Here is an 18,414-nt window from a genome sequence, read left to right as displayed (position 1 = left end):
GGGCCTGCGGGTCGTCGACGTGCGGGTAGGCGGAGCCGCCGTCGTAGCCGGCGCCGATGTAGCCGCCGCCGCCGAGGACGCCGCCCGCGGCCATCGCCATCAGCTCCCCGCCGTGCCCGGCCGGGCCCTCGTACCAGGACAGGTCGACCTCGGGCGTGGTGAACTCGGTGATGCCGAGCCGCTCGCCGACCGTCCGGATGACGAGGGTGGGGGTGACGGCGGGGTGCGCGTCGCCGAACTGCGGGTTCGCCCACCCCCACAGCCAGGTGCGCTCCCGCGCGGCGTAGCTGCCGAGCAGCGACACCCGGACGGTGACGCCGCCGCTGGAGTAGGTCCGTGCGGTCAGGTCGGCGCTCCAGTCCTCGCGCGGCAGGAACTCGGCGAGCGTCTCCTGCTGCTGCAGGACGACCGCCGCCAGGGCGGCGCCGAGGCGTTCGAACGCGGGACTGAATCCGGACATGTCGGGCACATTATCCCAGTGGTCGGGCCGATCGCGGGCCGTATCGGACAGGCTAGGCTTTTCGCTGTCAAAGGACTCTTCAATGAGGAGCGTACGAGGTGCGGGGACCCACCGGGCGGCTCTCGGCGATGAGGTTCTTGGTGACCTGGGCGGTGACCGCCGCCATCGTCACGCTGCCGGGCCCGCTCGTGGGGGTGCTGTGGGCCAAGACCATCCCCGAGGTGACATACGTAATAGTCCAGGGTGAGCCGTTGCTGGCCGAACCGGAAGGTCAGGGTCCGATCGGCATCGATGCCCGGTTCGCCCTGATCGCTCTTGTCGCGGGCCTGCTGTGCGGTGTCGCCGCGTATGCGGCGGGCAGGCGCGGCGACGACATCGCGCTGCTGCTCGGGCTCGCCGTCGGCGGCGGAGCGGCGGCCTTCCTCGCCTGGAAGACCGGCCACCTGATCGGGCTCGGGGAGTTCCAGGACGCGGTCCGCAGCGCGCGCGACGGCACCACCGTGACCGGCGTCGCCGACCTGCGCGCCAAGGGCGTTCTCGTGTTCTGGGCGCTGCCCGCCGTCGCCGCCTACGGGGTGCTGGAGCTGGTCCTGCGGCGGCTACCCGCGGGCGATCGCGGCGACGCGGGCGCCGGTGAGGCGGACGAGATCGGCGGGGAGGAGCTCGATCTGCAGTCCGCGCCGGCCGGCCGAGACATAGACGGTCGCGAGCGCTGACACCGACGCGTCGATCACCGTCGGCAGCCGCCTGCGCTGCCCCAGCGGGCTGATCCCGCCGACGACGTAGCCCGTGGCGCGCTCGGCGTCGCGCGGCTCCGCCATCCGCGCCTTCTTGCCGCCGGCCGCCGCCGCGAGCGCCTTCAGGTCGAGGCTGGCCGACACCGGGACGACGCCGACGGTGAGCCGCCCGTCGACGTCGGCGAGCAGCGTCTTGAATATCCGCGAGTGCGGGATCCCGAGGGCGTCGGCGGCGGCCTCCCCGTACGACTCGGCGTTCGGGTCCGGCTCGTAGGTGTGCAGGGTGAACTCGATCTTCGCCTTGGTGGCGGCGACCGTCGCCGGGGTGCCCGTGCTGCCTTTGGCCTTGCTCATGGACGGCAGTCTGCCGTGCGCGGGTCAGTTCGCGTGGAACGACCCGTCCAGGAACTGCCCGGCGGGGATCATCGGCAGGATGTCCAGGATGCGGTTCTCCCTGACCAGCAGGTCGCGCTCGGCCTCCAGGCGCAGCGTCGCGTCGTCGCACTCCAGCAGCCGCTGCTTCTCGTGCCCGTCCAGGATCAGCGACGCCGCGATCACGTACGACAGGGCGACCGGGTCGTCGGGCGGGTCGCCCGGCTCGAGCGAGCCGGCGCCGGCCGCGGTCAGCCGGTGCCGGTACAGCCGGAACAGCCGCCGCACGCGCTGCGCGACGGGCCCGGGGTCGGCCCCCGGCTCCTCGGGCAGGAACTCCACCTCGCCCTGGAGGTAGGGGCGAGACCGGTCGAGCTCCTTGAGCCGGAAGCGGCGGGCGCCGACGGTCACGATGTCGTACCGGCCGTCCGGGTGCGGGCGCGCGTCGCGCAGCTCGGCGACGCAGCCGATCTCCGCGAGGCGGTGCGCGGCGCCCTCGCCGACCTCGTGCCCGAGCTCGATGCCGACGACGCCGAAGCCGCGCGGCTCGGGCCGCTCCAGGAGGTCGCCGATCAGGCTGAGGTAGCGCTCCTCGAACAGGTGCAGGGGGAGGACGAGGCCGGGGAACAGCACGGTGCCCAGGGGGAACAGGGCGAGCCGCTCGGTCACTGTCTCTCCACGGTCCTGGGCGCCGCCGGGAAAGCGCCTTCCGCGCCAGCCTACGTCCTGGTCGATGATCTTGGTAAGGGGTGATTTTTCATAGTGTGAAGCGGAAGTCATCGCCGGTCGCGACGCGGGGCATCTCGGCACGTGAGACGGTGCGCGAGGGGCGGGAGGCACTCCGTAGACTGGACGGGTGATTTCCCGTATCGACCTGCGCGGTTCGCTTCCCGGCGACCTGCGCTCCGTGCTGCCCCGCGCCGAGCTCGACGTCGAGGCCGCCCTGGACAAGGTGCGGCCCATCTGCGACGGCGTGCGCCATCGCGGCTCGGCGGCCGTACGGGAGTACACGAAGGCGTTCGACGGGGTGGAGCTGGAGAGCACCCGCGTCCCGGTGGAGACCGTCCACCGGGCGCTCGCGGAGCTCGATCCGGCCGTCCGGGACGCGCTGGAGGAGAGCATCCGGCGGGCGCGCATCGTCCACCGCGACCAGCGCCGCGCCGACGTCACGACGCAGGTCGTGCCGGGCGGGACCGTCACCGAGCGGTGGATCCCGGTCGGCCGCGTCGGCCTGTACGTGCCGGGCGGGCGGGCCGTGTACCCGTCGAGCGTGGTCATGAACGTCGTGCCCGCGCAGGAAGCGGGCGTCGGGTCGCTCGCCGTGACCTCGCCGCCGCAGCAGGAGTTCGGCGGCCTGCCGCACCCGACGATCCTGGCGGCGTGCGCGCTGCTCGGCGTGGACGAGGTGCACGCGGCGGGCGGCGCGCAGGCGATCGCGATGTTCGCCTACGGCACCGAGGAGTGCCCGCGCGCCGACCTGGTCACCGGCCCCGGCAACGTCTACGTCGCCGCCGCGAAGCGGCTGCTCAAGGGCGTGATCGGCATCGACGCCGAGGCCGGGCCGACCGAGATCGCGATCCTCGCCGACGCGACCGCGAGCCCCGTGGACGTCGCCGCCGACCTGATCAGCCAGGCCGAGCACGACACGCTCGCCGCGGCCGTCCTGGTCACCGACTCGGTGCCGCTGGCCGACGAGGTCGAGACCGAGCTGAAGGCGCAGGTCGCCCGCACCCGGCACACCGAGCGGATCACCGAGGCGCTCGCCGGGCGGCAGTCCGGGATCGTGCTGGTCGACTCCGTCGAGGACGGCCTGAGGGTCGTGGACGCCTACGCCGCCGAGCACCTGGAGATCCACACCGCCGACGCGGCCGCCGTCGCCGCCCGCGTCCGCAACGCCGGGGCGATCTTCGTGGGGCGGCACGCGCCGGTGTCGCTCGGCGACTACCTGGCCGGGTCGAACCACGTCCTGCCGACCGGCGGGTGCGCGTGCCACTCGTCCGGGCTGTCGGTCCAGTCGTTCCTGCGGGGCGTCCACGTCGTCGAGTACGACCGTGACGCGCTCGCCGAGGCGACGGGCCGCGTGGTCGCGCTCGCCGAGGCCGAAGACCTGCCCGCCCACGGCGCCGCGCTGAAGGCCCGCTTCGACTGGGAGGTCCCGTCGTGACCTCGCTCGGCGATCTGCCGCTGCGCGACGACCTGCGCGGCCGCGAACCCTACGGCGCGCCGCAGCTGGACGTCCCGTACGCGCTGAACACCAACGAGAACCCGTACCCGCCGTCCGAGCGCCTGGTGAAGGCCCTCGGGGAGGCGGTCATGGACGTCGCGGGCACCCTGAACCGCTACCCCGACCGCGACGCCGTCGCGCTCCGCGAGGGCCTCGCCGCGTTCCTGAACGCCGACACGCCCGGCGCCGGCCTCACCACGAGTCAGGTGTGGGCCGCGAACGGATCCAACGAGATCATCCAGCAGATCCTCCAGGCGTTCGGCGGGGCGGGCCGCACCGCGCTCGGCTTCGAGCCGTCCTACTCGATGCACCCGATCATCACCGGGGTGTCCGGGACGCGCTGGGTGAACGCCTTCCGCGACGACGACTTCGGCATCGACCCCGCCCGCGCGATCGCGGCCGTCGAGGAGCACCGTCCCGACATCGTGTTCCTGACCTCGCCGAACAACCCGACCGGCACCGCGCTGCCGCTGGCGGCGATCGAGGCGGTGCTCGATGTCGCGCCGGGCATGGTCGTCGTGGACGAGGCGTACGCGGAGTTCCGCCGCAAGGAGACGCCGTCCGCGCTGACGCTCCTGGACGGCCACCCCCGCCTGATCGTCACCCGGACGATGTCCAAGGCGTTCGCCATGGCCGGGACCCGGCTCGGCTACCTCGCCGCCGACCCGGCCGTGGTCGAGGCGCTGCTGCTGGTCCGGCTGCCGTACCACCTGTCGGCCGTCACCCAGGCCGTCGCCCGCACCGCCCTCGCCCACGGCGAGGAGCTGCTCGGCGGCGTCGACGCGTTGCGCCGCGACCGCGACGATCTCGTAGCCTGGCTGCGCGGCGAGGGGCTCCGGGTGGCCGACTCCGACGCCAACTTCGTCCTGTTCGGGACGTTCCCCGACCGCCGCACGGTCTGGGAGGCCCTGCTGGAGCGCGGCGTGCTGATCCGGGAGGTGGGGCCGCCCGAGTGGCTGCGGGTCAGCGTCGGCACCCCCGGGGAGATGGCCGCCTTCCGCACCGCACTGAAGGAAGCACTGAAGGAGAGTCTGTGACGCGCAAGGGACGAGTCGAACGCGGGACCGGCGAGACGCAGGTCCTCGTCGAGATCGACCTGGACGGCACCGGGCAGGTCGACGTGGCGACCGGCGTGGGGTTCTTCGACCACATGCTGGCCCAGCTCGGCAAGCACGGGTCGTTCGACCTGACCGTCAAGACCACCGGCGACCTGCACATCGACAGCCACCACACCATCGAGGACACCGCGATCGCGCTCGGCCAGGCGTTCCGCGAGGCGCTCGGCGACAAGGCCGGCATCCACCGGTTCGCCGACGCGTCCATCCCGCTGGACGAGGCCCTCGCCCAGGTCACCGTCGACGTCTCCGGCCGCCCCTACCTCGTGCACGTCGAGCCGGACGGCATGGCCCCGATGATCGGCCCCGAGTACGACACCACGATGACCCGGCACATCTTCGAGTCGTTCGTGTCGAACGCCCGGATCGCGCTGCACGTCCACGTCCCGTACGGGCGGAACGCGCACCACATCGTCGAGGCGCAGTTCAAGGCCCTCGCCCGCGCGCTGCGCGACGCCGTGGCGCTCGACCCGAAGGTGCACGGCATCCCGTCCACGAAGGGGGCGCTGTAACCGTGGAGATCGGCGACCTGCACTTCACCTACGGCAACGTCGCGGTCTTCGCGGTGGCGCTGTTCCTGCTGGCGGGCGTGTACAGCTTCGTCAAGCAGGGCCTGAAGATCGCCGCGCTGATCGTGCTGGTGCTCGCCGCGCTCGCCTTCACCGGAGGCGTGATGTGGCTGTGAGCGTGGTGCGGCCGTGAGCAAGATCGTCATCCTCGACTACGGCTCGGGGAACCTGCGCTCGGCCGAGCGCGCCGTCGCCCGCGCGGGCGCGGAGGTGACCGTCACCGCCGACTGGGACGCCGCGCTCGCCGCGGACGGCCTCGTCGTCCCCGGGGTCGGCGCGTTCGCGGCGTGCATGGCGGGCCTGCGGTCGGTCCGCGGCGACCAGATCATCGGGCGGCGGCTCGCCGGGGGACGGCCCGTCCTCGGCATCTGCGTCGGCATGCAGATCCTGTTCACCAAGGGCATCGAGCACGGCGTCACCACCGATGGCTGCGACGAGTGGCCCGGCACGGTCGACCGCCTCGACGCGCCCGTCGTCCCGCACATGGGCTGGAACACCGTCGACGTCCCCGACGGCTCGGTCCTGTTCAAGGGCCTGGAGGACGCGCGGTTCTACTTCGTCCACTCCTACGCGGCCCGCAGCTGGGACCTGGAGCCCGACCCGACCGGCGTCATCGCGCCGCCGCTGGTCACCTGGGCCGAGCACGGCGACCGGTTCGTCGCCGCCGTCGAGAACGGCCCGCTGTGCGCCGCCCAGTTCCATCCGGAGAAGTCCGGCGACGCCGGTGCCGAACTCCTCCGCAACTGGCTGGGCACCCTCGCCTGATCTTCCCGTCCCCTCTGCCTCGATAGGGTTTCCGCATGTCCTTGACGCTCCTTCCCGCCGTCGACGTCGCAGGCGGCCAGGCCGTCCGCCTGGTCCAGGGCGAGGCCGGCACCGAGACCTCCTACGGATCGCCGCTGGAGGCGGCCCTGGCCTGGCAGCGCGCGGGCGCGGAGTGGATCCATCTGGTCGACCTGGACGCCGCGTTCGGGCGCGGGTCCAACCGGGAGCTGCTCGCCGAGGTCACCGGCCGGCTGGACGTGAAGGTGGAGCTGTCGGGCGGCATCCGCGACGACGCCTCCCTGGACGCCGCGCTCGGCACCGGCTGCGAGCGCGTCAACATCGGCACCGCCGCGCTGGAGGACCCCGCCTGGTGCCGGAAGATCATCGCCTCGCACGGCGACCGGATCGCGGTCGGCCTCGACGTGCGCGGCACCACGCTCGCCGCCCGCGGCTGGACGCGCGAGGGCGGCGACCTGTGGGAGGTCCTCGCCCGGCTGGAGGACGACGGCTGCCCCCGCTACGTCGTCACCGACGTCACCAAGGACGGCACGCTCCGCGGCCCCAACACCGAACTGCTCCGCGAGGTCTGCTCCCGGACCGACAAGCCGGTCATCGCGTCCGGCGGCGTCTCGTCCCTGGACGACCTGCGCGAGCTGGCCGGGCTCGTGGACGCCGGGGTGGAGGGCGCCATCGTCGGCAAGGCCCTCTACGCGCAGGCGTTCACGCTCGAAGAGGCCCTGGAGGCCGTGAAATGAGCGGGGAGGCCGTGAAAGTGACCGGGGAGGCCGTGCAGTGACCGTCGCCGTGCGGGTGATCCCGTGCCTGGACGTCGACGCCGGGCGCGTGGTCAAGGGCGTCAACTTCCAGAACCTGCGCGACGCGGGCGACCCCGTCGAGCTCGCCGCCCGCTACGACGCCGAGGGCGCCGACGAGCTGACGTTCCTCGACATCACCGCGTCCAGCGCCGACCGCTCCACGACCTACGACGTCGTGCGCCGCACCGCCGAGCAGGTGTTCATCCCGCTCACGGTCGGCGGCGGCGTCCGCACGGTCGACGACATCGACCGGCTGCTGCGCGCGGGCGCCGACAAGGTGTCGGTCAACACCGCCGCGATCGCGCGCCCCGAGTTCCTGCGGGAGGCCGCGCACCGGTTCGGGTCGCAGTGCGTCGTCCTGTCGGTGGACGCCCGCCGCGCCGCCGGGACGGAGTCGGGCTTCGAGGTCACCACGCACGGCGGCCGCGAGGGCACCGGCATCGACGCGGTCGAGTGGGCCCGGCGCGGCGAGGAGCTGGGCGTCGGCGAGATCCTGCTGAACTCCATGGACGCCGACGGCACCAAGGAGGGCTTCGACCTGGAGATGCTGCGCCGCGTCCGGGAGGCCGTGACGGTGCCGGTGATCGCCAGCGGCGGCGCCGGGGCGGTGGGGCACTTCGCGCCCGCCGTCGCCGCAGGCGCGGACGCCGTCCTCGCCGCCAGCGTCTTCCACTTCGGCGAGCTGAAGATCCACGAGGTCAAGGCCGCCCTGCGGGACGCGGGCGCCCCCGTCCGCTGACCGGCTCAGGCGTCCTCTTCACCCGGGGCGGGAACGGCCGCCTCGGCGGAGCGTTCCACGATCGGGAGGATGATCGCCGACGGGTGGTCGGGGTCGTGGAAGACCTCCTGATGGGCCGCGACCATTCTCGTCGCGGTGGCGAGCGGCTCGCCGGTGCCGGGATTCGCGGCGACCTTCGGGTGGGCGCCGCTGGTGACATGGACGCGGACGCGGTGCCCGCGCGCGAACCGATGGCCGGTCGGCCACAGGTCGACGCCGATGCGGCGGACGCCGCCGGTCCCGACGGGCTTCTCCGCGGCGGCGGGCAGCCGCAGGCCGCCCTCGCAGACGTTGCGGGACGTCCCGTCCGGCGCGACGTCGCAGAGCCGGACGACGAAGTCGGTGTGCTCCCGGTCGGACCGGACGAACAGGTCGGCGCCGACCGGGCCGATCACGTCGAGGTCGGCGTCGAGGGCGGGCGAGGTGAAGACGAGCACGTCGGGGCGCCGCTCCAGCGGCCGGTTGTCGACCGGGCGGGAGCTGCCGAGCACGGTCGGCCCGCCGAGCGCGGGCGTCGGGCGGGCCGGGTCGAAGCGGTAGGTGCTCGCGGGGGCGTCCCGCGGGCCGTCCTCGCCGAGGCCGCCGCCCGCGTGCAGGTGCCACGGGACCTGCCGCGTCCCGGGCGGGGGCCAGTCGCGGTAGTGCCGCCATTCGCGGGCGCCGGTGACGTAGACGCGGACGGGGTCGCGCCGCAGCCCGGACGGGTCGCCGAGCAGGTGGGCGCGGAACCAGGCGAGCGACTCGCGGATCGTCACGAGCCCGTGGCGGGCGTCGGTGTGCCACCAGGGGCCGATGGTGAGGTACGGGACGTGCCCGGCGCCGCGGAGCGCGAGGTAGTCCCTGATCTGCCAGGGCAGGAACACGTCGTACCAGCCGCCGAGGAGGGTGACGGGCGCGGTGACCTCCCCGACGGTGCCGCTGAAGTCGCGGTCGTCCCAGTAGCCGTTCTCGCCCGCGTGGCCGGTGAGGAGGTCCTGGTAGAAGCGCATCGACCGGCCGCCGGCCAGCACGTCCAGCTCGGACAGGGGGCGGCCGGACCGCGCGGCGCGGACGGCGCGGCGCCGGGACGTCAGCGGCGCGGTCAGCATCCCGAGCGGCCGCCGCTGCCGGTGGGTCAGGTCCGTCCAGGTGAGCGCGGACTCCAGCGCGAACGACCCGCCCACGTACGCGGCGTCCCGGAACGACGACGCGGTGATCTGCAGCGACATCGCCTTCAGCTCGGGACCGGCGCCCGCCGCGACCGCCCACGCCGTGTACCCGAGGTAGCTGGGGCCGAACGCGCCGAGCGCGCCGTGGAACCAGGGCTGCCGCTTCAGCCACGCGACGGTCGCCAGCCCGTCCTCGCCCTCCCGGCCGAGCGGGTCGAACTCGCCGCCGGACCCGGCCGTCCCCCGCACGCTCTGCACCACCAGCTGGAAGCCGAAAGGGACGAACAGCAGCCCGTTGGCCAGCGCCGCCGGGCCGCGCCGCCCGTAGGGGGTCCGCACGAGGATCGTGGGCGGGCGCTCGACCCCGGACGGGACGTAGCGGTCGGTGAGCAGCGTCACACCGTCCGGCATCGTCACCGGCAGGTCGCGCTGGACGGTGTACGGGGCCAGCCCGCGGGGGAGGGGGAGCCTGAGCGGCGGTGCGGGCAGCCGGTCCCAGGGAGCGGTCAACCGGTCCCAGGGCGCCATGCCGCCTCCGTCTCCGCCGTTCTCGCTACTCCTTAGTAAGGTAACCGCTCCGGCGGCCTGCAATCGCCGGGGCACCTGACCGGGGCCGCTGGCAGGCGCGGGGTTTGTCTGGAATTGTTGCGTTCTGCACAGCCGGATCCGCGGGGGAGGACGACACATGTGGCCGGGGTCGAACCCGCCGATGGGCCCGCCGCCCATGGGGCCGGGCCCGCCGGGCGGGCCGGGGCCCTCGCGGGGTCCCGCGCGGCCGCCGATCAGGCCGTCCGCCGGCTGGTACGCCCTGCCGATCATCCTGGTCCTGGTCGCCGCGACCGGGTTCCTCACCATGCTCGCGTTCCTCTTCGACGACTCGGAGGCCGCGGACGGGCCGTCCGCGGCGGGGGACCCCGTGGCCGGGGTGACGATCGAGCTGTCGCGGGGGCACGGCTACTTCCTCTACGTCCGCAGCGGCGGCGCGTCGCCGTTCGCGTGCTCGGTGCGGGTGGGCGAGCGGTCCGGGCCGATCAGGCTGACGCGGAAGAACTCCTGGAGCGCGTCCGAGCGGCCGTCGTACCGCTACACGGCCTCGTTCGAGGCGCCCGTCTCCGGGACGGCCCTGCTCACCTGCCGCGGCACCGACGGCCCGATCCTGGTGACGCCGGACGACACCGCCAACGGGTACCTCGGGCTCGCCTTCCTGGCCGCGGTGGGCCTCGGGATGATCGCGGTGATCGCGTTCACGGTCACCGCCGTCCGCCGCAGCGGCGCCAGACGCCGCGCCGCCGCCGTCGACGCCCACCCCGTCCACAGGCCCCCGTACGGCTACTGACCGGCCCCGCCGTCAGGACGTGAGCTCGCGTTCCAGCGGGGTGCGGAAGCGCGGTGTGGCGCGGACGTCGCCGTACCAGGCGGCCATGCGCGCGGCCTCCCGCTCGATCGCGGCCGCGGCGTCGGCGCCGACGTCCTCCAGGACGCGGACGGCGATCTCGCCGTCCTTGCGCTGCGCCCAGCCGCCGACGATCCGGCCGTCCCACCAGATGGACGGGCCGATGTTGCCGTTCCGGTCGAACAGCCGCGGGCCGTGGCCGCCGAGGAACCAGCCGCGCTCCTGCCAGCCCATCGGCGTGGGGTCGAGGGCGGGCAGCAGCGCCGCCCACGGCTCGGCGGGCGCGGGCTCCGGCTCCAGGTCGTCGGACAGCGCGAGCCCGGTGGCGCCGCCGAGATCGACCTCGGTGACGTCGAGGAGCGCGAGGGCCTTCTTGACGTCACCGGCGTTCCAGCCCGTCCACCACTTCAGGTCGGAGACCGGGGCTGGGCCGAACGCGCGCAGCCAGCGGCGGACGAGCTCGGCGCGGGCCGTGCCGGCCGGGATCTCCTCGATGCCGCCGGGCAGCCACGCCTCGACGGGCGACCACCGGTACTGGCTGCTGGCCCACGACCCGTTCGGGCGCCCCCGGACGACCAGGCCCTCGCAGCCGAGCGTGACCAGGATCCAGGTGGTGACGTTCGTGGGCCTGGAGTACGGCTTGCCGGGCGCCGGGTCGACCTGCGTCCGCAGCCGGGGCTCGTCGGCGCTGAGCTGCGCGCCCGTCGCCTCCCCGCGCGCCAGCAGCGCCTCGTGCGCGGCCTTCTCGACCTCCGCGAACCAGGTGGGCACGTCCTGGATGTCGCTGCCGCGCTCGATGATGCGGGAGTAGGCGGCGCGCTGCTTGGCGGCCAGCGCGTTCGCCGTGGACGCCTGCAGCACCGGGACGAGCTCGACGGGCGCGACGAACATCGTCCGGCGCATCGCGAGCATCCGCAGCAGCGTGCGGTCGTCGTACAGGGCACGCTCCAGCGCCTCCGGCACGGCGGCGACGCTGCGGACCGCGACCGACAGGAACACGGTCGCCGGGTCGGTGGCGTGCAGCACCACCATGGACCGCGCGATGTCGAGGACGTCGTCCGTCCTGGCCTCGGCCGCCAGCCGGTGGCGGACGCCGAGCCTGGCGCGGCGCTCCGCCACGGTCATCGAACGCATGAGCGAAGCCTAGCGCGTCCCGCCGGGTCAGCCGCCCCCGCCGCCGGAGATCTTGACGACGACGTTGTCCTTGGTGACGGACTGGACCGACACGTTGAACCCCTCGGCCTGCTCGCCCTCGCCGGCGGGCACCGTCACCGTCTGCCCCGCGACCTTGAGCGTGACCATCTGGCCCTCCACCTTCACCAGCTCGGCCTTGATGCCGAGGATGGAGGCGCTCGCGTCGACGCCGCGGTCGAACGTCACCGTGCAGGCGTTCACGCCGCAGTCGGTGGTGGCGTTGGTGCCCTCGCCGCCGCACGCGGCCACGGCGCCGAGGGGGAGCAGGACGAACGGGAGGACGGCCAGCTTCCGCCGAACGGGAAAGGAGGTCATGCCGGCGAGTCTAGGGGCACGCCGCCCCCGGCGGCGCCCTCCGCAAGGCGGATCCGCGGGCGCCGGATGTAGTCCCGCGCGGTGACGGAACTGGATCTTCCGCCGCCGCCGTGTTTCGCTGGACCGGTGACGTGTGACGAATCCGGGGAATCGCGGCCGATGGTGGGTCCGGTGGTGTGCGCGGCGCTGGGCCTGGAAGCGCGGGCGGTCCGGCGGGGCCTCGCCCGGACGCCCGTCGTGGTCGTCGGCTACCGCGCCCGCCGCGCCGGGCGGGTGCCGGACGCCTGCGCCGCGCTCGTCGTCGTCGGCTTCTGCGGCGCGCTCGACGAACGGCTGCGTCCGGGGGACGTCCTGGTCGCCGACGAGATCCGCGGCTCAGGGCCGTTCCGGGGGGAGTGGGGGGTCGACCCCCCACAGGGAACAGAGCCGGGGATTGGGCCGGTGGCCTGCGCTTCGCCGCGCCTCCTGGCCGGGGAGCTCATCAAGGACGGCCTGAGCGTGCAGGTCGGGCCGCTGGTGACCGCCGACCACGTCGTCCGCGGCAAGGAGCGGGCGATCTGGGCGGCGCAGGGCGCGCGGGCGGCGGACATGGAGTCCGCCGTGGTCGCGGCGCGGGCCGGGAACCGCCCGGTCGCGGCCGTCCGGGTCGTCGTCGACGGGCCCGGCCATCCGCTGCTCCACCCGGGCACGATCGGCCGCGGGCTGGCCGCGCGCCGCATCCTGGCGCGCACCGGCCCCGCGCTCGAACGCTGGGGCGTCCTCCTGGTGCGCGGCCAGGACGAGCACGAGACCGAGGCCCGCACGTCCTGACGGCTGGGGCTGACCGCGGGGGCCCGGGTCAGCCGTGGCCCGTCCCGTGGCTCGCCCCGCCGGTGCCGCCGCCCCCGTGGTTGTCACCGTGGACGATCTTGCCGCCCAGGTCCTTGCGGAGCGTCTGCAGGGTCTGCTCCTGGCTCACCACCACCCAGCGCGCCCCCACCAGGTAGACCCCGCCCCACGGCTTGGCCTCGTGCAGCCAGGTGTTCATGCCCTGGTCGGTGGTGAAGCTGAGCAGCACGTAACGGCCCTGGGCGGTCTTGCAGTTCCCCTGCTCCAGGTCCTTCACCTTCCGCTGCCCGGTCAGCGAGCAGCTGGTCTGCTCGGCGAGCTGCGCCAGGCTCGCCGGCCTGGCGACCTTGCCCTCGTCCTCGCCGCCGGACGTCGCGTCCGAGATCGCCGAGCAGCCGGCCGCCGAGGTGAGCGCCAGGCTCACCGACAGGGCGGCGGCGCACCGCAGGGCGTGTTTCGTCAAGCGCAGGTGGTGTCGGGAACCCATCGCTCTTCCTCCGGGGTGTGATGCGCGATTCGGGTGGTGAATACGCATCCCGCCCCGGCGGGGTTCATCCGGGCGCCCTGGGTGTCAGGTCACCGATCGGGCGGCGGCGGCCGCGCGGACGTCGGGTTCCTCGGACGTGTCATGGTGCAGCCGCTGCAGGCGGATCTCGGTCTCGCGGGTCAGCGGCGCGAACCGCGCCGCCTCCAGCCGGACGCCCTCCTCGCAGTCCCACAGCCCCTCGACGGTGTAGGACTCGGCGGTATGCGGGGCCGTTCTCGTCAGCGCGGTCAGGATTCTGGGTCTCAGGTACGCGTAGGTCGATTCGGTCCAAGCGGATTTCAGCAGGGGGACAGCCTCGCCCGCGCGGAGCCGCCCGAGCCCCTCGATCGGGCTGGCGGCGCTGCTCCACTCGTGCCGGTCCAGGGCCACGCGCAGCTCGTCCATCAGCAGCGGGACGTCCTGGCGCGTGCCGTAGCGGGCGAGGATGCTCAGCCCCATGTCCTCACAACCGCCGCGCTGCGTCGCCCACGCCCGCGCCCGCGGCAGCGTCTCCGGCCCGTACTCCCGCAGCGCCCGGCACACCGCGCCGCCGTACCTGCTCGGCCGCTGCGGCAGCAGCTCCTCGGCCAGGTCGAGCAGCGCGAGCGTCCGGCGGCGGCCCAGCTCGAAGATCGCCCCGATGGCGCCCTCGCCCCGGCGCCTCGCGAGGTCCAGCAGCTCCGCCTCGCTCTGCGCGTCCCGTCCCGGTGTGGCGACCATCGCCCGGCGCGCCGCCCGTCCCGCCTCCCGCTGGCGCGCCAGGGCCTCGGCTATCCGCGGCTGGCGCGCCGCCCACGCCTCGATCACCGGATTGCGGTGCGCCGGGATCAGCAGCGCCAGCTCCGACTCGTCGCAGCGCGCGGCGACCAGCTCGTCCAAACCCACGGTCAGTGCCGGATCCTCAAGATCGATCAATTCCTCGACGGCGTCGAACCACTGCGCGCCCTCCTCGGCGTACCGCCGCAGCGGCGAGGCGGCCTCCCGCCGGCTCAACCGCACCAGATCGGCGAGGACGCCCAGCGCCAGGTCCACCCGCCACTCGTCGGCGTCGGCCTGGTCGGACGGGTCGAACAGATGGGCCGCGACCGGCCCCACGGACATCTCCAGATCGACCATCAACCGGGCGTAGTACAGCCGCCGCGACTCGCACTGGCGGTCCCATCGCGGATCGCGCCGGATGCAGTCGTAGACGTACTCGCCCGCGCCGGGCCTGTCCGCCGCGCGCCGCGCGGCCCTCCCGAGCCCCCGCTGCAGCTGACCGTGCAGCGTGCCCGCCGATTCCAAGACGACCTCGTTGTTCACTCCGCCAGAATGCGCACGAGACCAGATAACGGGCAAGTGCTTTAGCCGGAGTCTTCGCAGCGGAACGGGTGCTTTCCGCGTCGCGGACCCCGTGGGGTCACAGGGTTCTCTGGGTGATCCAGGACGTGTGGAGATCGGCGTAGACGCCTTCCTCGGCGACCAGGGCGGAGTGCGGGCCGCGCTGCACGATGCGGCCCGCGTCGAAGACGATGACCTCGTCGGCGGCCTCGGCGGTGGAGAGGCGGTGCGCGATGGCGATCGCGGTGCGGCCGCGGGTGGCGCCGTCCAGGGCCCGCTGGATGCGGACCTCCGTGGCCGGGTCCACGGCGGACGTGGCCTCGTCCAGGACGAGGAGGTCCGGGTCGGCGATGTAGGCGCGGGCCAGGGCGACGAGCTGCCGCTCGCCCGCCGACAGGGACTCGCCGCGCTGCCCGACCGGCGTGTCCAGGCCGCCGGGGAGCCCGTCGAGCCAGTCGGCGAGGCCCAGCTCGGTCAGGGCGAGGACGAGGTCGGCGTCGGTCGCGTCCGGGCGGCCGTACCGGATGTTGTCGGCCAACGACGCGTCGAAGAGGAACCCGTCCTGCGGCACCATGACGATCCGCTCGCGGAGTGAGGAGAACCGGACGCGGTCCAGCGGCACGCCGTCCACCAGGATCCGCCCGGACACCGGGTCCATGAGGCGGGTGAGGAGCTTGGCGAACGTCGTCTTGCCCGATCCGGTCTCGCCGACGACCGCGACGCGGCTGCGCGGCGCGATGTCGACGGTCACGTCGTGCAGGACGGGCGGCCCGCCCGGGTAGGCGAACCCGACCGACTCGAACCGCACCTCGATCGGCCCGCGCGGCAGCGTCTCGCCGCGCTCGCCGGGGTCGGCCACGTCGGGGACGGTGTCCAGCACGCCGAGCACCCGCCGCCACCCGGCGATCGCGTTCTGCGCCTGGTTGAACACCTCGGTGGCGGTCTGCATCGGGCTGACGAACAGCGTGACCAGGAACAGGAACGCGATCAGCTCGCCCGCCGAGACGTGCCCGCCGATGCCGAGCAGCGTCCCGGCGATGATCACGGCGGCGGTCGCGACGGCGGCGACCAGCTCGCTGACCGGGAAGGTCAGCGCCACCATGGCCTGCGCCCGGGTCTGCGCGTCGCGGTGGGCGTCGACGGTCTCGTCCACGCGGCGGCCGGTCCGGTCCTCGGACGCGTACGCGCGGATCACCGGGGCGCCGACGACCGATTCGCTGACCGCGCCCAGCAGGTCGCCCGTCCTTTCCCGCACCGTCATGTAGGCGGCGGACAGGATCCGCTGGAAGCGCCGCAGCGCCCAGGCCAGCGGCAGGAACGCCAGCCACACGAGGAGGGCCAGCTGCCAGGAGTAGACGACCATGAGCAGGCTCGCGACGACCAGCTGCCCGATCGACACGATGAACATCAGCCCGCCCGACTGCATGAACTGGCTGATCTGGTCGACGTCGCCGGTCACCCGCGACACCAGCGCGCCGCGCTTCTCGCCGCTCTGGGTGAGCATCGACAGGTCGTGCACGTGCCGGAACGCCTTGATCCGCAGCCCGGCGAGGCCGCCCTCGGACGTCTTGTACAGCCGGACGTTCATCAGGTACGAGCACACGGCCGTCACCAGCACGGCCACCGCGCACAGCGCGACCGCCGACCGGATGAACCCGATGTCCGGGCCGTCCGCGCCGCCGAGGCCCTTGTCGATCGTCTGCTGGACGGCGATGGGCACCACCACGCGCCCGGCCGTCGACAGCAGCGCGAGCAGCAGCGTCCCGGCCAGCCCCGCGCTGAACTCCGGGCTCAGCAGGATGCCGCGCTTGAGCGTGCTCAGCGCGCCTTCGGAGGACGTGTCCGTGATTCCCGTCTTCGTGGCGACCGTCATGCCAGGGCCTCCTCGCCGCCCTCGACCGCCGCCTCTTCGGCCTCGGCCAGCTCCGCCTCGGCCCGTTCGGCGTCGGCCCGCTCGTAGGCGGTGACCAGGTTGCGGTAGCCCTCGGAGCGCTCCAGCAGCTCCGCGTGCGTGCCGCGCGCGGTGACGCGGCCGTGCTCCAGGTAGACGACCTCGTCGGCCAGCGCGATCGTCGCCTTGCGGTAGGCGACGACCACGACGGTCGCGCCCCCGGCCTCCGCGGACTGCGCCTCCCGGAGGCTCTGCAGGATGCGCGCCTCCACCTGCGGGTCGACGCTGGACGTGGCGTCGTCCAGAACCAGCAGCCGGGGCCGCCGGACCAGCGCCCGCGCCAGCGCCAGCCGCTGCCGCTGCCCGCCCGACAGCGTCGCGCCGCGCTCCCCGACCCGCGTGTCGAGCCCGCCGGGCAGCGCCGCGACGAACCCCTCGGCCTGCGCGAGGCGGAGCGCCTCCCAGACCCGCTCGTCGGGGACGGCCAGGCCGAGTGTCACGTTCCCGCGGACGGTGTCGTCGAACAGGAACGTCTGCTGCGGGACGAGCGCGGCCGTCTCGGCGATCCCGCCGCGCTCGACGTCGCGCAGGTCGACGCCGTCCAGCAGCACCGACCCGTCCGCGGGGTCGACGAGCCGGACGAGCAGCGAGGTCAGCGTCGACTTGCCGGAGCCGGTCGGGCCGACGACCGCGACCGTCCGGCCGGGGGAGGCCGCGAACGACACGTCGTGCAGGACGTGCCGCCCCGCCGCGCCGGGGTCGCCGGACTCGTAGGCGAAGCGCACGTCCCGGACCTCCAGCGACGTCGCCTTCCCGCCCCCGTCCAGGGATTCGTTCCCGAAGGGGAGGGAGCCGCGCGCGTCCAGGACGCCCCGGACCCGCTCCCAGCCGACGACGCTGCGCGGCACCTCGCCCAGCACCCAGCCGAGCGCCCTGATCGGCCACGACAGCAGCGTGAACAGGTACGCGACGTTCACCAGGTCGCCCGGCGACATCGCCCCCGACTCCAGCCGCAGCGACCCGATCAGCAGGACGGCCAGCACGCCGAGGTTCGGCAGCGCCTCCAGCACCGGGTCGAACAGGCCGCGGATCCGCCCGACCGCGACGTTCGCGTCCCGCAGCGCCTCCGCCCGCCCGGCGAACCGCTCCGTCTCCGACGCCTCCCGGCCGAGGGTCTTGACGACCAGGCCGCCCTCGAAGCTCTCGTGCGCGACCTCGCTGACCTCCGCGCGCAGCTGCTGCGCGCGGGTCGCCACCGGCGACAGCCGCCGCTGGTACACGACGTTGATCAGCGCGACGGCGGGGAAGACCAGGAACCCGACCCCGGCCACGACCAGGTCCGTCACCGTGATCGACACCGCGGCGATGAACAGCATGAACACCACGCCGACCGCCATCGGCAGCGGCGCGATCGGCGCCCACACGGCCTCCACGTCCGCGTTGGCGTTCGACAGCAGCTGCCCGGTCGGGTGCCGGTGGTGCCACGCCAGCGGCAGCCGCAGGTACTGACGGGTGACCGCGCGCCGGTACTCGGCCTGCAGCCGGTATTGCATGAGGCCCGCGTAGAACCGGCGCCCGGCCACGCCGACCGCCTTCAGCAGCGCCACCCCGACGATCAGCACGGCGGCCCCGGCCAGCGACCCGGCCGTGGTGTCCCCCGACTCGAACGCGGGCAGCACGACCTCCTCGGTCGCCCAGCCGAGCACCGTCGCGGTCGCCACGGTCATCGCCGCGTACAGCGCGCTGGCGAGGACCGACAGGGTGAACACGCGGGGCTCGGCCTTCACCGCGACCCACAGCACGCGCATCCCCTCCCGGAGGACATGCGGGCTGACGCGTCTGGACGCAGGTGGCACGGCGACTCCTCGATCACTGCTGGTGCCCGGGGAATGTCCCCCTGCGACCGGGTTGTGGGGGGTTGCGGGCCTGGATATGCCTACCATCCGGCCCGCGCGCTTATTCCC

20 protein-coding genes are annotated in these 18,414 nt (G+C 74.0%); 10 read left to right on the top strand and 10 right to left on the bottom strand.

What is annotated here, in order from left to right; all coding sequences use genetic code 11:
• Positions 1–460 (bottom strand): DUF6882 domain-containing protein (locus E1264_RS25510; RefSeq protein ID WP_132177772.1); only part of this gene is annotated, 460 nt, incomplete at its 3' end.
• 98 nt (positions 461–558) lie between these two features.
• Here E1264_RS25510 and E1264_RS25505 point away from each other — a divergent pair.
• The gene (locus tag E1264_RS25505; RefSeq protein ID WP_243711157.1) at positions 559–1,176 is read left to right on the top strand and encodes a hypothetical protein; all 618 of its coding nucleotides are present in this window, start codon (positions 559–561) and stop codon (positions 1,174–1,176) included.
• Here the strand turns inward: E1264_RS25505 and ybaK are convergent.
• Positions 1,060–1,551, bottom strand: a complete 492-nt coding sequence (ybaK, locus tag E1264_RS25500; protein WP_132177770.1) for a Cys-tRNA(Pro) deacylase — start codon at positions 1,549–1,551, stop codon at positions 1,060–1,062. The genes E1264_RS25505 and ybaK overlap by 117 nt on opposite strands.
• A gap of 24 nt (positions 1,552–1,575) precedes the next feature.
• Entirely contained in the window at positions 1,576–2,238 is a 663-nt protein-coding gene (locus E1264_RS25495) for an LON peptidase substrate-binding domain-containing protein (protein ID WP_132177767.1), read from the bottom strand.
• 187 nt (positions 2,239–2,425) lie between these two features.
• On the opposite strand from E1264_RS25495, the gene hisD reads away from it, so the two are divergent.
• Genes hisD through hisF form a run of 7 tightly spaced genes read left to right on the top strand, consistent with a single transcriptional unit; the run spans position 2,426 to position 7,796 of the window.
• The gene (gene hisD / locus E1264_RS25490) at positions 2,426–3,733 is read left to right on the top strand and encodes a histidinol dehydrogenase (RefSeq protein WP_132177765.1); all 1,308 of its coding nucleotides are present in this window, start codon (positions 2,426–2,428) and stop codon (positions 3,731–3,733) included.
• A complete protein-coding gene (locus E1264_RS25485; protein WP_132177763.1) occupies positions 3,730–4,830 on the top strand; it encodes a histidinol-phosphate transaminase in 1,101 nt (366 codons plus the stop codon). The genes hisD and E1264_RS25485 overlap by 4 nt, the downstream gene beginning before the upstream one ends.
• Positions 4,827–5,420 (top strand): imidazoleglycerol-phosphate dehydratase HisB, encoded by a 594-nt coding sequence (gene hisB, locus E1264_RS25480; RefSeq protein ID WP_132177761.1) that lies wholly within the window; start codon positions 4,827–4,829, stop codon positions 5,418–5,420. The genes E1264_RS25485 and hisB overlap by 4 nt, the downstream gene beginning before the upstream one ends.
• Before the next feature lie 2 nt (positions 5,421–5,422).
• The gene (locus tag E1264_RS43680) at positions 5,423–5,593 is read left to right on the top strand and encodes a hypothetical protein (RefSeq protein ID WP_165964373.1); all 171 of its coding nucleotides are present in this window, start codon (positions 5,423–5,425) and stop codon (positions 5,591–5,593) included.
• A 13-nt stretch (positions 5,594–5,606) separates the two neighbouring features.
• Positions 5,607–6,242, top strand: coding sequence for an imidazole glycerol phosphate synthase subunit HisH (hisH, locus tag E1264_RS25475; RefSeq protein WP_132177759.1), 636 nt, complete (start codon positions 5,607–5,609; stop codon positions 6,240–6,242).
• Between the two features lie 35 nt (positions 6,243–6,277).
• Entirely contained in the window at positions 6,278–6,997 is a 720-nt protein-coding gene (priA, locus tag E1264_RS25470) for a bifunctional 1-(5-phosphoribosyl)-5-((5-phosphoribosylamino)methylideneamino)imidazole-4-carboxamide isomerase/phosphoribosylanthranilate isomerase PriA (protein WP_132177757.1), read from the top strand.
• A 37-nt stretch (positions 6,998–7,034) separates the two neighbouring features.
• Positions 7,035–7,796 (top strand): imidazole glycerol phosphate synthase subunit HisF, encoded by a 762-nt coding sequence (hisF, locus tag E1264_RS25465; protein ID WP_132177755.1) that lies wholly within the window; start codon positions 7,035–7,037, stop codon positions 7,794–7,796.
• A 5-nt stretch (positions 7,797–7,801) separates the two neighbouring features.
• On the opposite strand, the gene E1264_RS25460 is transcribed toward hisF, so the two are convergent.
• Positions 7,802–9,511, bottom strand: coding sequence for a CocE/NonD family hydrolase (locus tag E1264_RS25460; RefSeq protein WP_207936189.1), 1,710 nt, complete (start codon positions 9,509–9,511; stop codon positions 7,802–7,804).
• 157 nt (positions 9,512–9,668) lie between these two features.
• Between E1264_RS25460 and E1264_RS44730 the strand changes: the two genes are divergently transcribed.
• Entirely contained in the window at positions 9,669–10,319 is a 651-nt protein-coding gene (locus E1264_RS44730) for a hypothetical protein (protein WP_207936175.1), read from the top strand.
• A gap of 12 nt (positions 10,320–10,331) precedes the next feature.
• Here E1264_RS44730 and E1264_RS25450 read toward each other — a convergent pair whose 3' ends face one another.
• Positions 10,332–11,510 carry a winged helix DNA-binding domain-containing protein gene (locus E1264_RS25450; protein WP_132177753.1) on the bottom strand — a complete coding sequence of 393 codons (1,179 nt, stop codon included), beginning with the start codon at positions 11,508–11,510 and terminating at the stop codon, positions 10,332–10,334.
• A gap of 27 nt (positions 11,511–11,537) precedes the next feature.
• A complete protein-coding gene (locus E1264_RS25445) occupies positions 11,538–11,885 on the bottom strand; it encodes a hypothetical protein (protein ID WP_132177751.1) in 348 nt (115 codons plus the stop codon).
• A gap of 159 nt (positions 11,886–12,044) precedes the next feature.
• On the opposite strand from E1264_RS25445, the gene E1264_RS25440 reads away from it, so the two are divergent.
• Positions 12,045–12,695: a 1-hydroxy-2-methyl-2-butenyl 4-diphosphate reductase gene (locus E1264_RS25440; RefSeq protein WP_132177749.1), complete on the top strand. Its 651-nt coding sequence runs from the start codon at positions 12,045–12,047 to the stop codon at positions 12,693–12,695.
• Between the two features lie 28 nt (positions 12,696–12,723).
• Here E1264_RS25440 and E1264_RS25435 read toward each other — a convergent pair whose 3' ends face one another.
• From E1264_RS25435 to E1264_RS25420, 4 genes are all read right to left on the bottom strand, one after another.
• A complete protein-coding gene (locus E1264_RS25435; protein WP_243711156.1) occupies positions 12,724–13,176 on the bottom strand; it encodes a hypothetical protein in 453 nt (150 codons plus the stop codon).
• Between the two features lie 108 nt (positions 13,177–13,284).
• The gene (locus E1264_RS25430; RefSeq protein WP_132177747.1) at positions 13,285–14,541 is read right to left on the bottom strand and encodes a hypothetical protein; all 1,257 of its coding nucleotides are present in this window, start codon (positions 14,539–14,541) and stop codon (positions 13,285–13,287) included.
• A gap of 97 nt (positions 14,542–14,638) precedes the next feature.
• Positions 14,639–16,432: an ABC transporter ATP-binding protein gene (locus E1264_RS25425; protein ID WP_132177745.1), complete on the bottom strand. Its 1,794-nt coding sequence runs from the start codon at positions 16,430–16,432 to the stop codon at positions 14,639–14,641.
• Positions 16,429–18,258 (bottom strand): ABC transporter ATP-binding protein, encoded by a 1,830-nt coding sequence (locus E1264_RS25420; RefSeq protein ID WP_243711158.1) that lies wholly within the window; start codon positions 18,256–18,258, stop codon positions 16,429–16,431. The genes E1264_RS25425 and E1264_RS25420 overlap by 4 nt, the downstream gene beginning before the upstream one ends.
• Positions 18,259–18,414: the final 156 nt, after the last annotated feature.

It is taken from the genome of Actinomadura sp. KC216, assembly GCF_004348535.1.
GTDB lineage: Bacteria > Actinomycetota > Actinomycetes > Streptosporangiales > Streptosporangiaceae > Spirillospora.
This window is presented reverse-complemented; position numbering and strand designations above follow the sequence as displayed.

Excerpts from the sequence above, each read along its gene's own strand:
- E1264_RS25420 (WP_243711158.1), bottom strand. The coding sequence starts at position 18,258 with ATGCGCGTGCTGTGGGTCGCGGTGAAGGCCGAGCCCCGCGTGTTCACC.
- E1264_RS25440 (WP_132177749.1), top strand. The coding sequence starts at position 12,045 with ATGGTGGGTCCGGTGGTGTGCGCGGCGCTGGGCCTGGAAGCGCGGGCG.
- ybaK (WP_132177770.1), bottom strand. The coding sequence starts at position 1,551 with ATGAGCAAGGCCAAAGGCAGCACGGGCACCCCGGCGACGGTCGCCGCC.
- E1264_RS25425 (WP_132177745.1), bottom strand. The coding sequence starts at position 16,432 with ATGACGGTCGCCACGAAGACGGGAATCACGGACACGTCCTCCGAAGGC.
- E1264_RS25450 (WP_132177753.1), bottom strand. The coding sequence starts at position 11,510 with ATGCGTTCGATGACCGTGGCGGAGCGCCGCGCCAGGCTCGGCGTCCGC.
- priA (WP_132177757.1), top strand. The coding sequence starts at position 6,278 with ATGTCCTTGACGCTCCTTCCCGCCGTCGACGTCGCAGGCGGCCAGGCC.
- E1264_RS25460 (WP_207936189.1), bottom strand. The coding sequence starts at position 9,511 with ATGGCGCCCTGGGACCGGTTGACCGCTCCCTGGGACCGGCTGCCCGCA.
- E1264_RS44730 (WP_207936175.1), top strand. The coding sequence starts at position 9,669 with ATGTGGCCGGGGTCGAACCCGCCGATGGGCCCGCCGCCCATGGGGCCG.
- E1264_RS25445 (WP_132177751.1), bottom strand. The coding sequence starts at position 11,885 with ATGACCTCCTTTCCCGTTCGGCGGAAGCTGGCCGTCCTCCCGTTCGTC.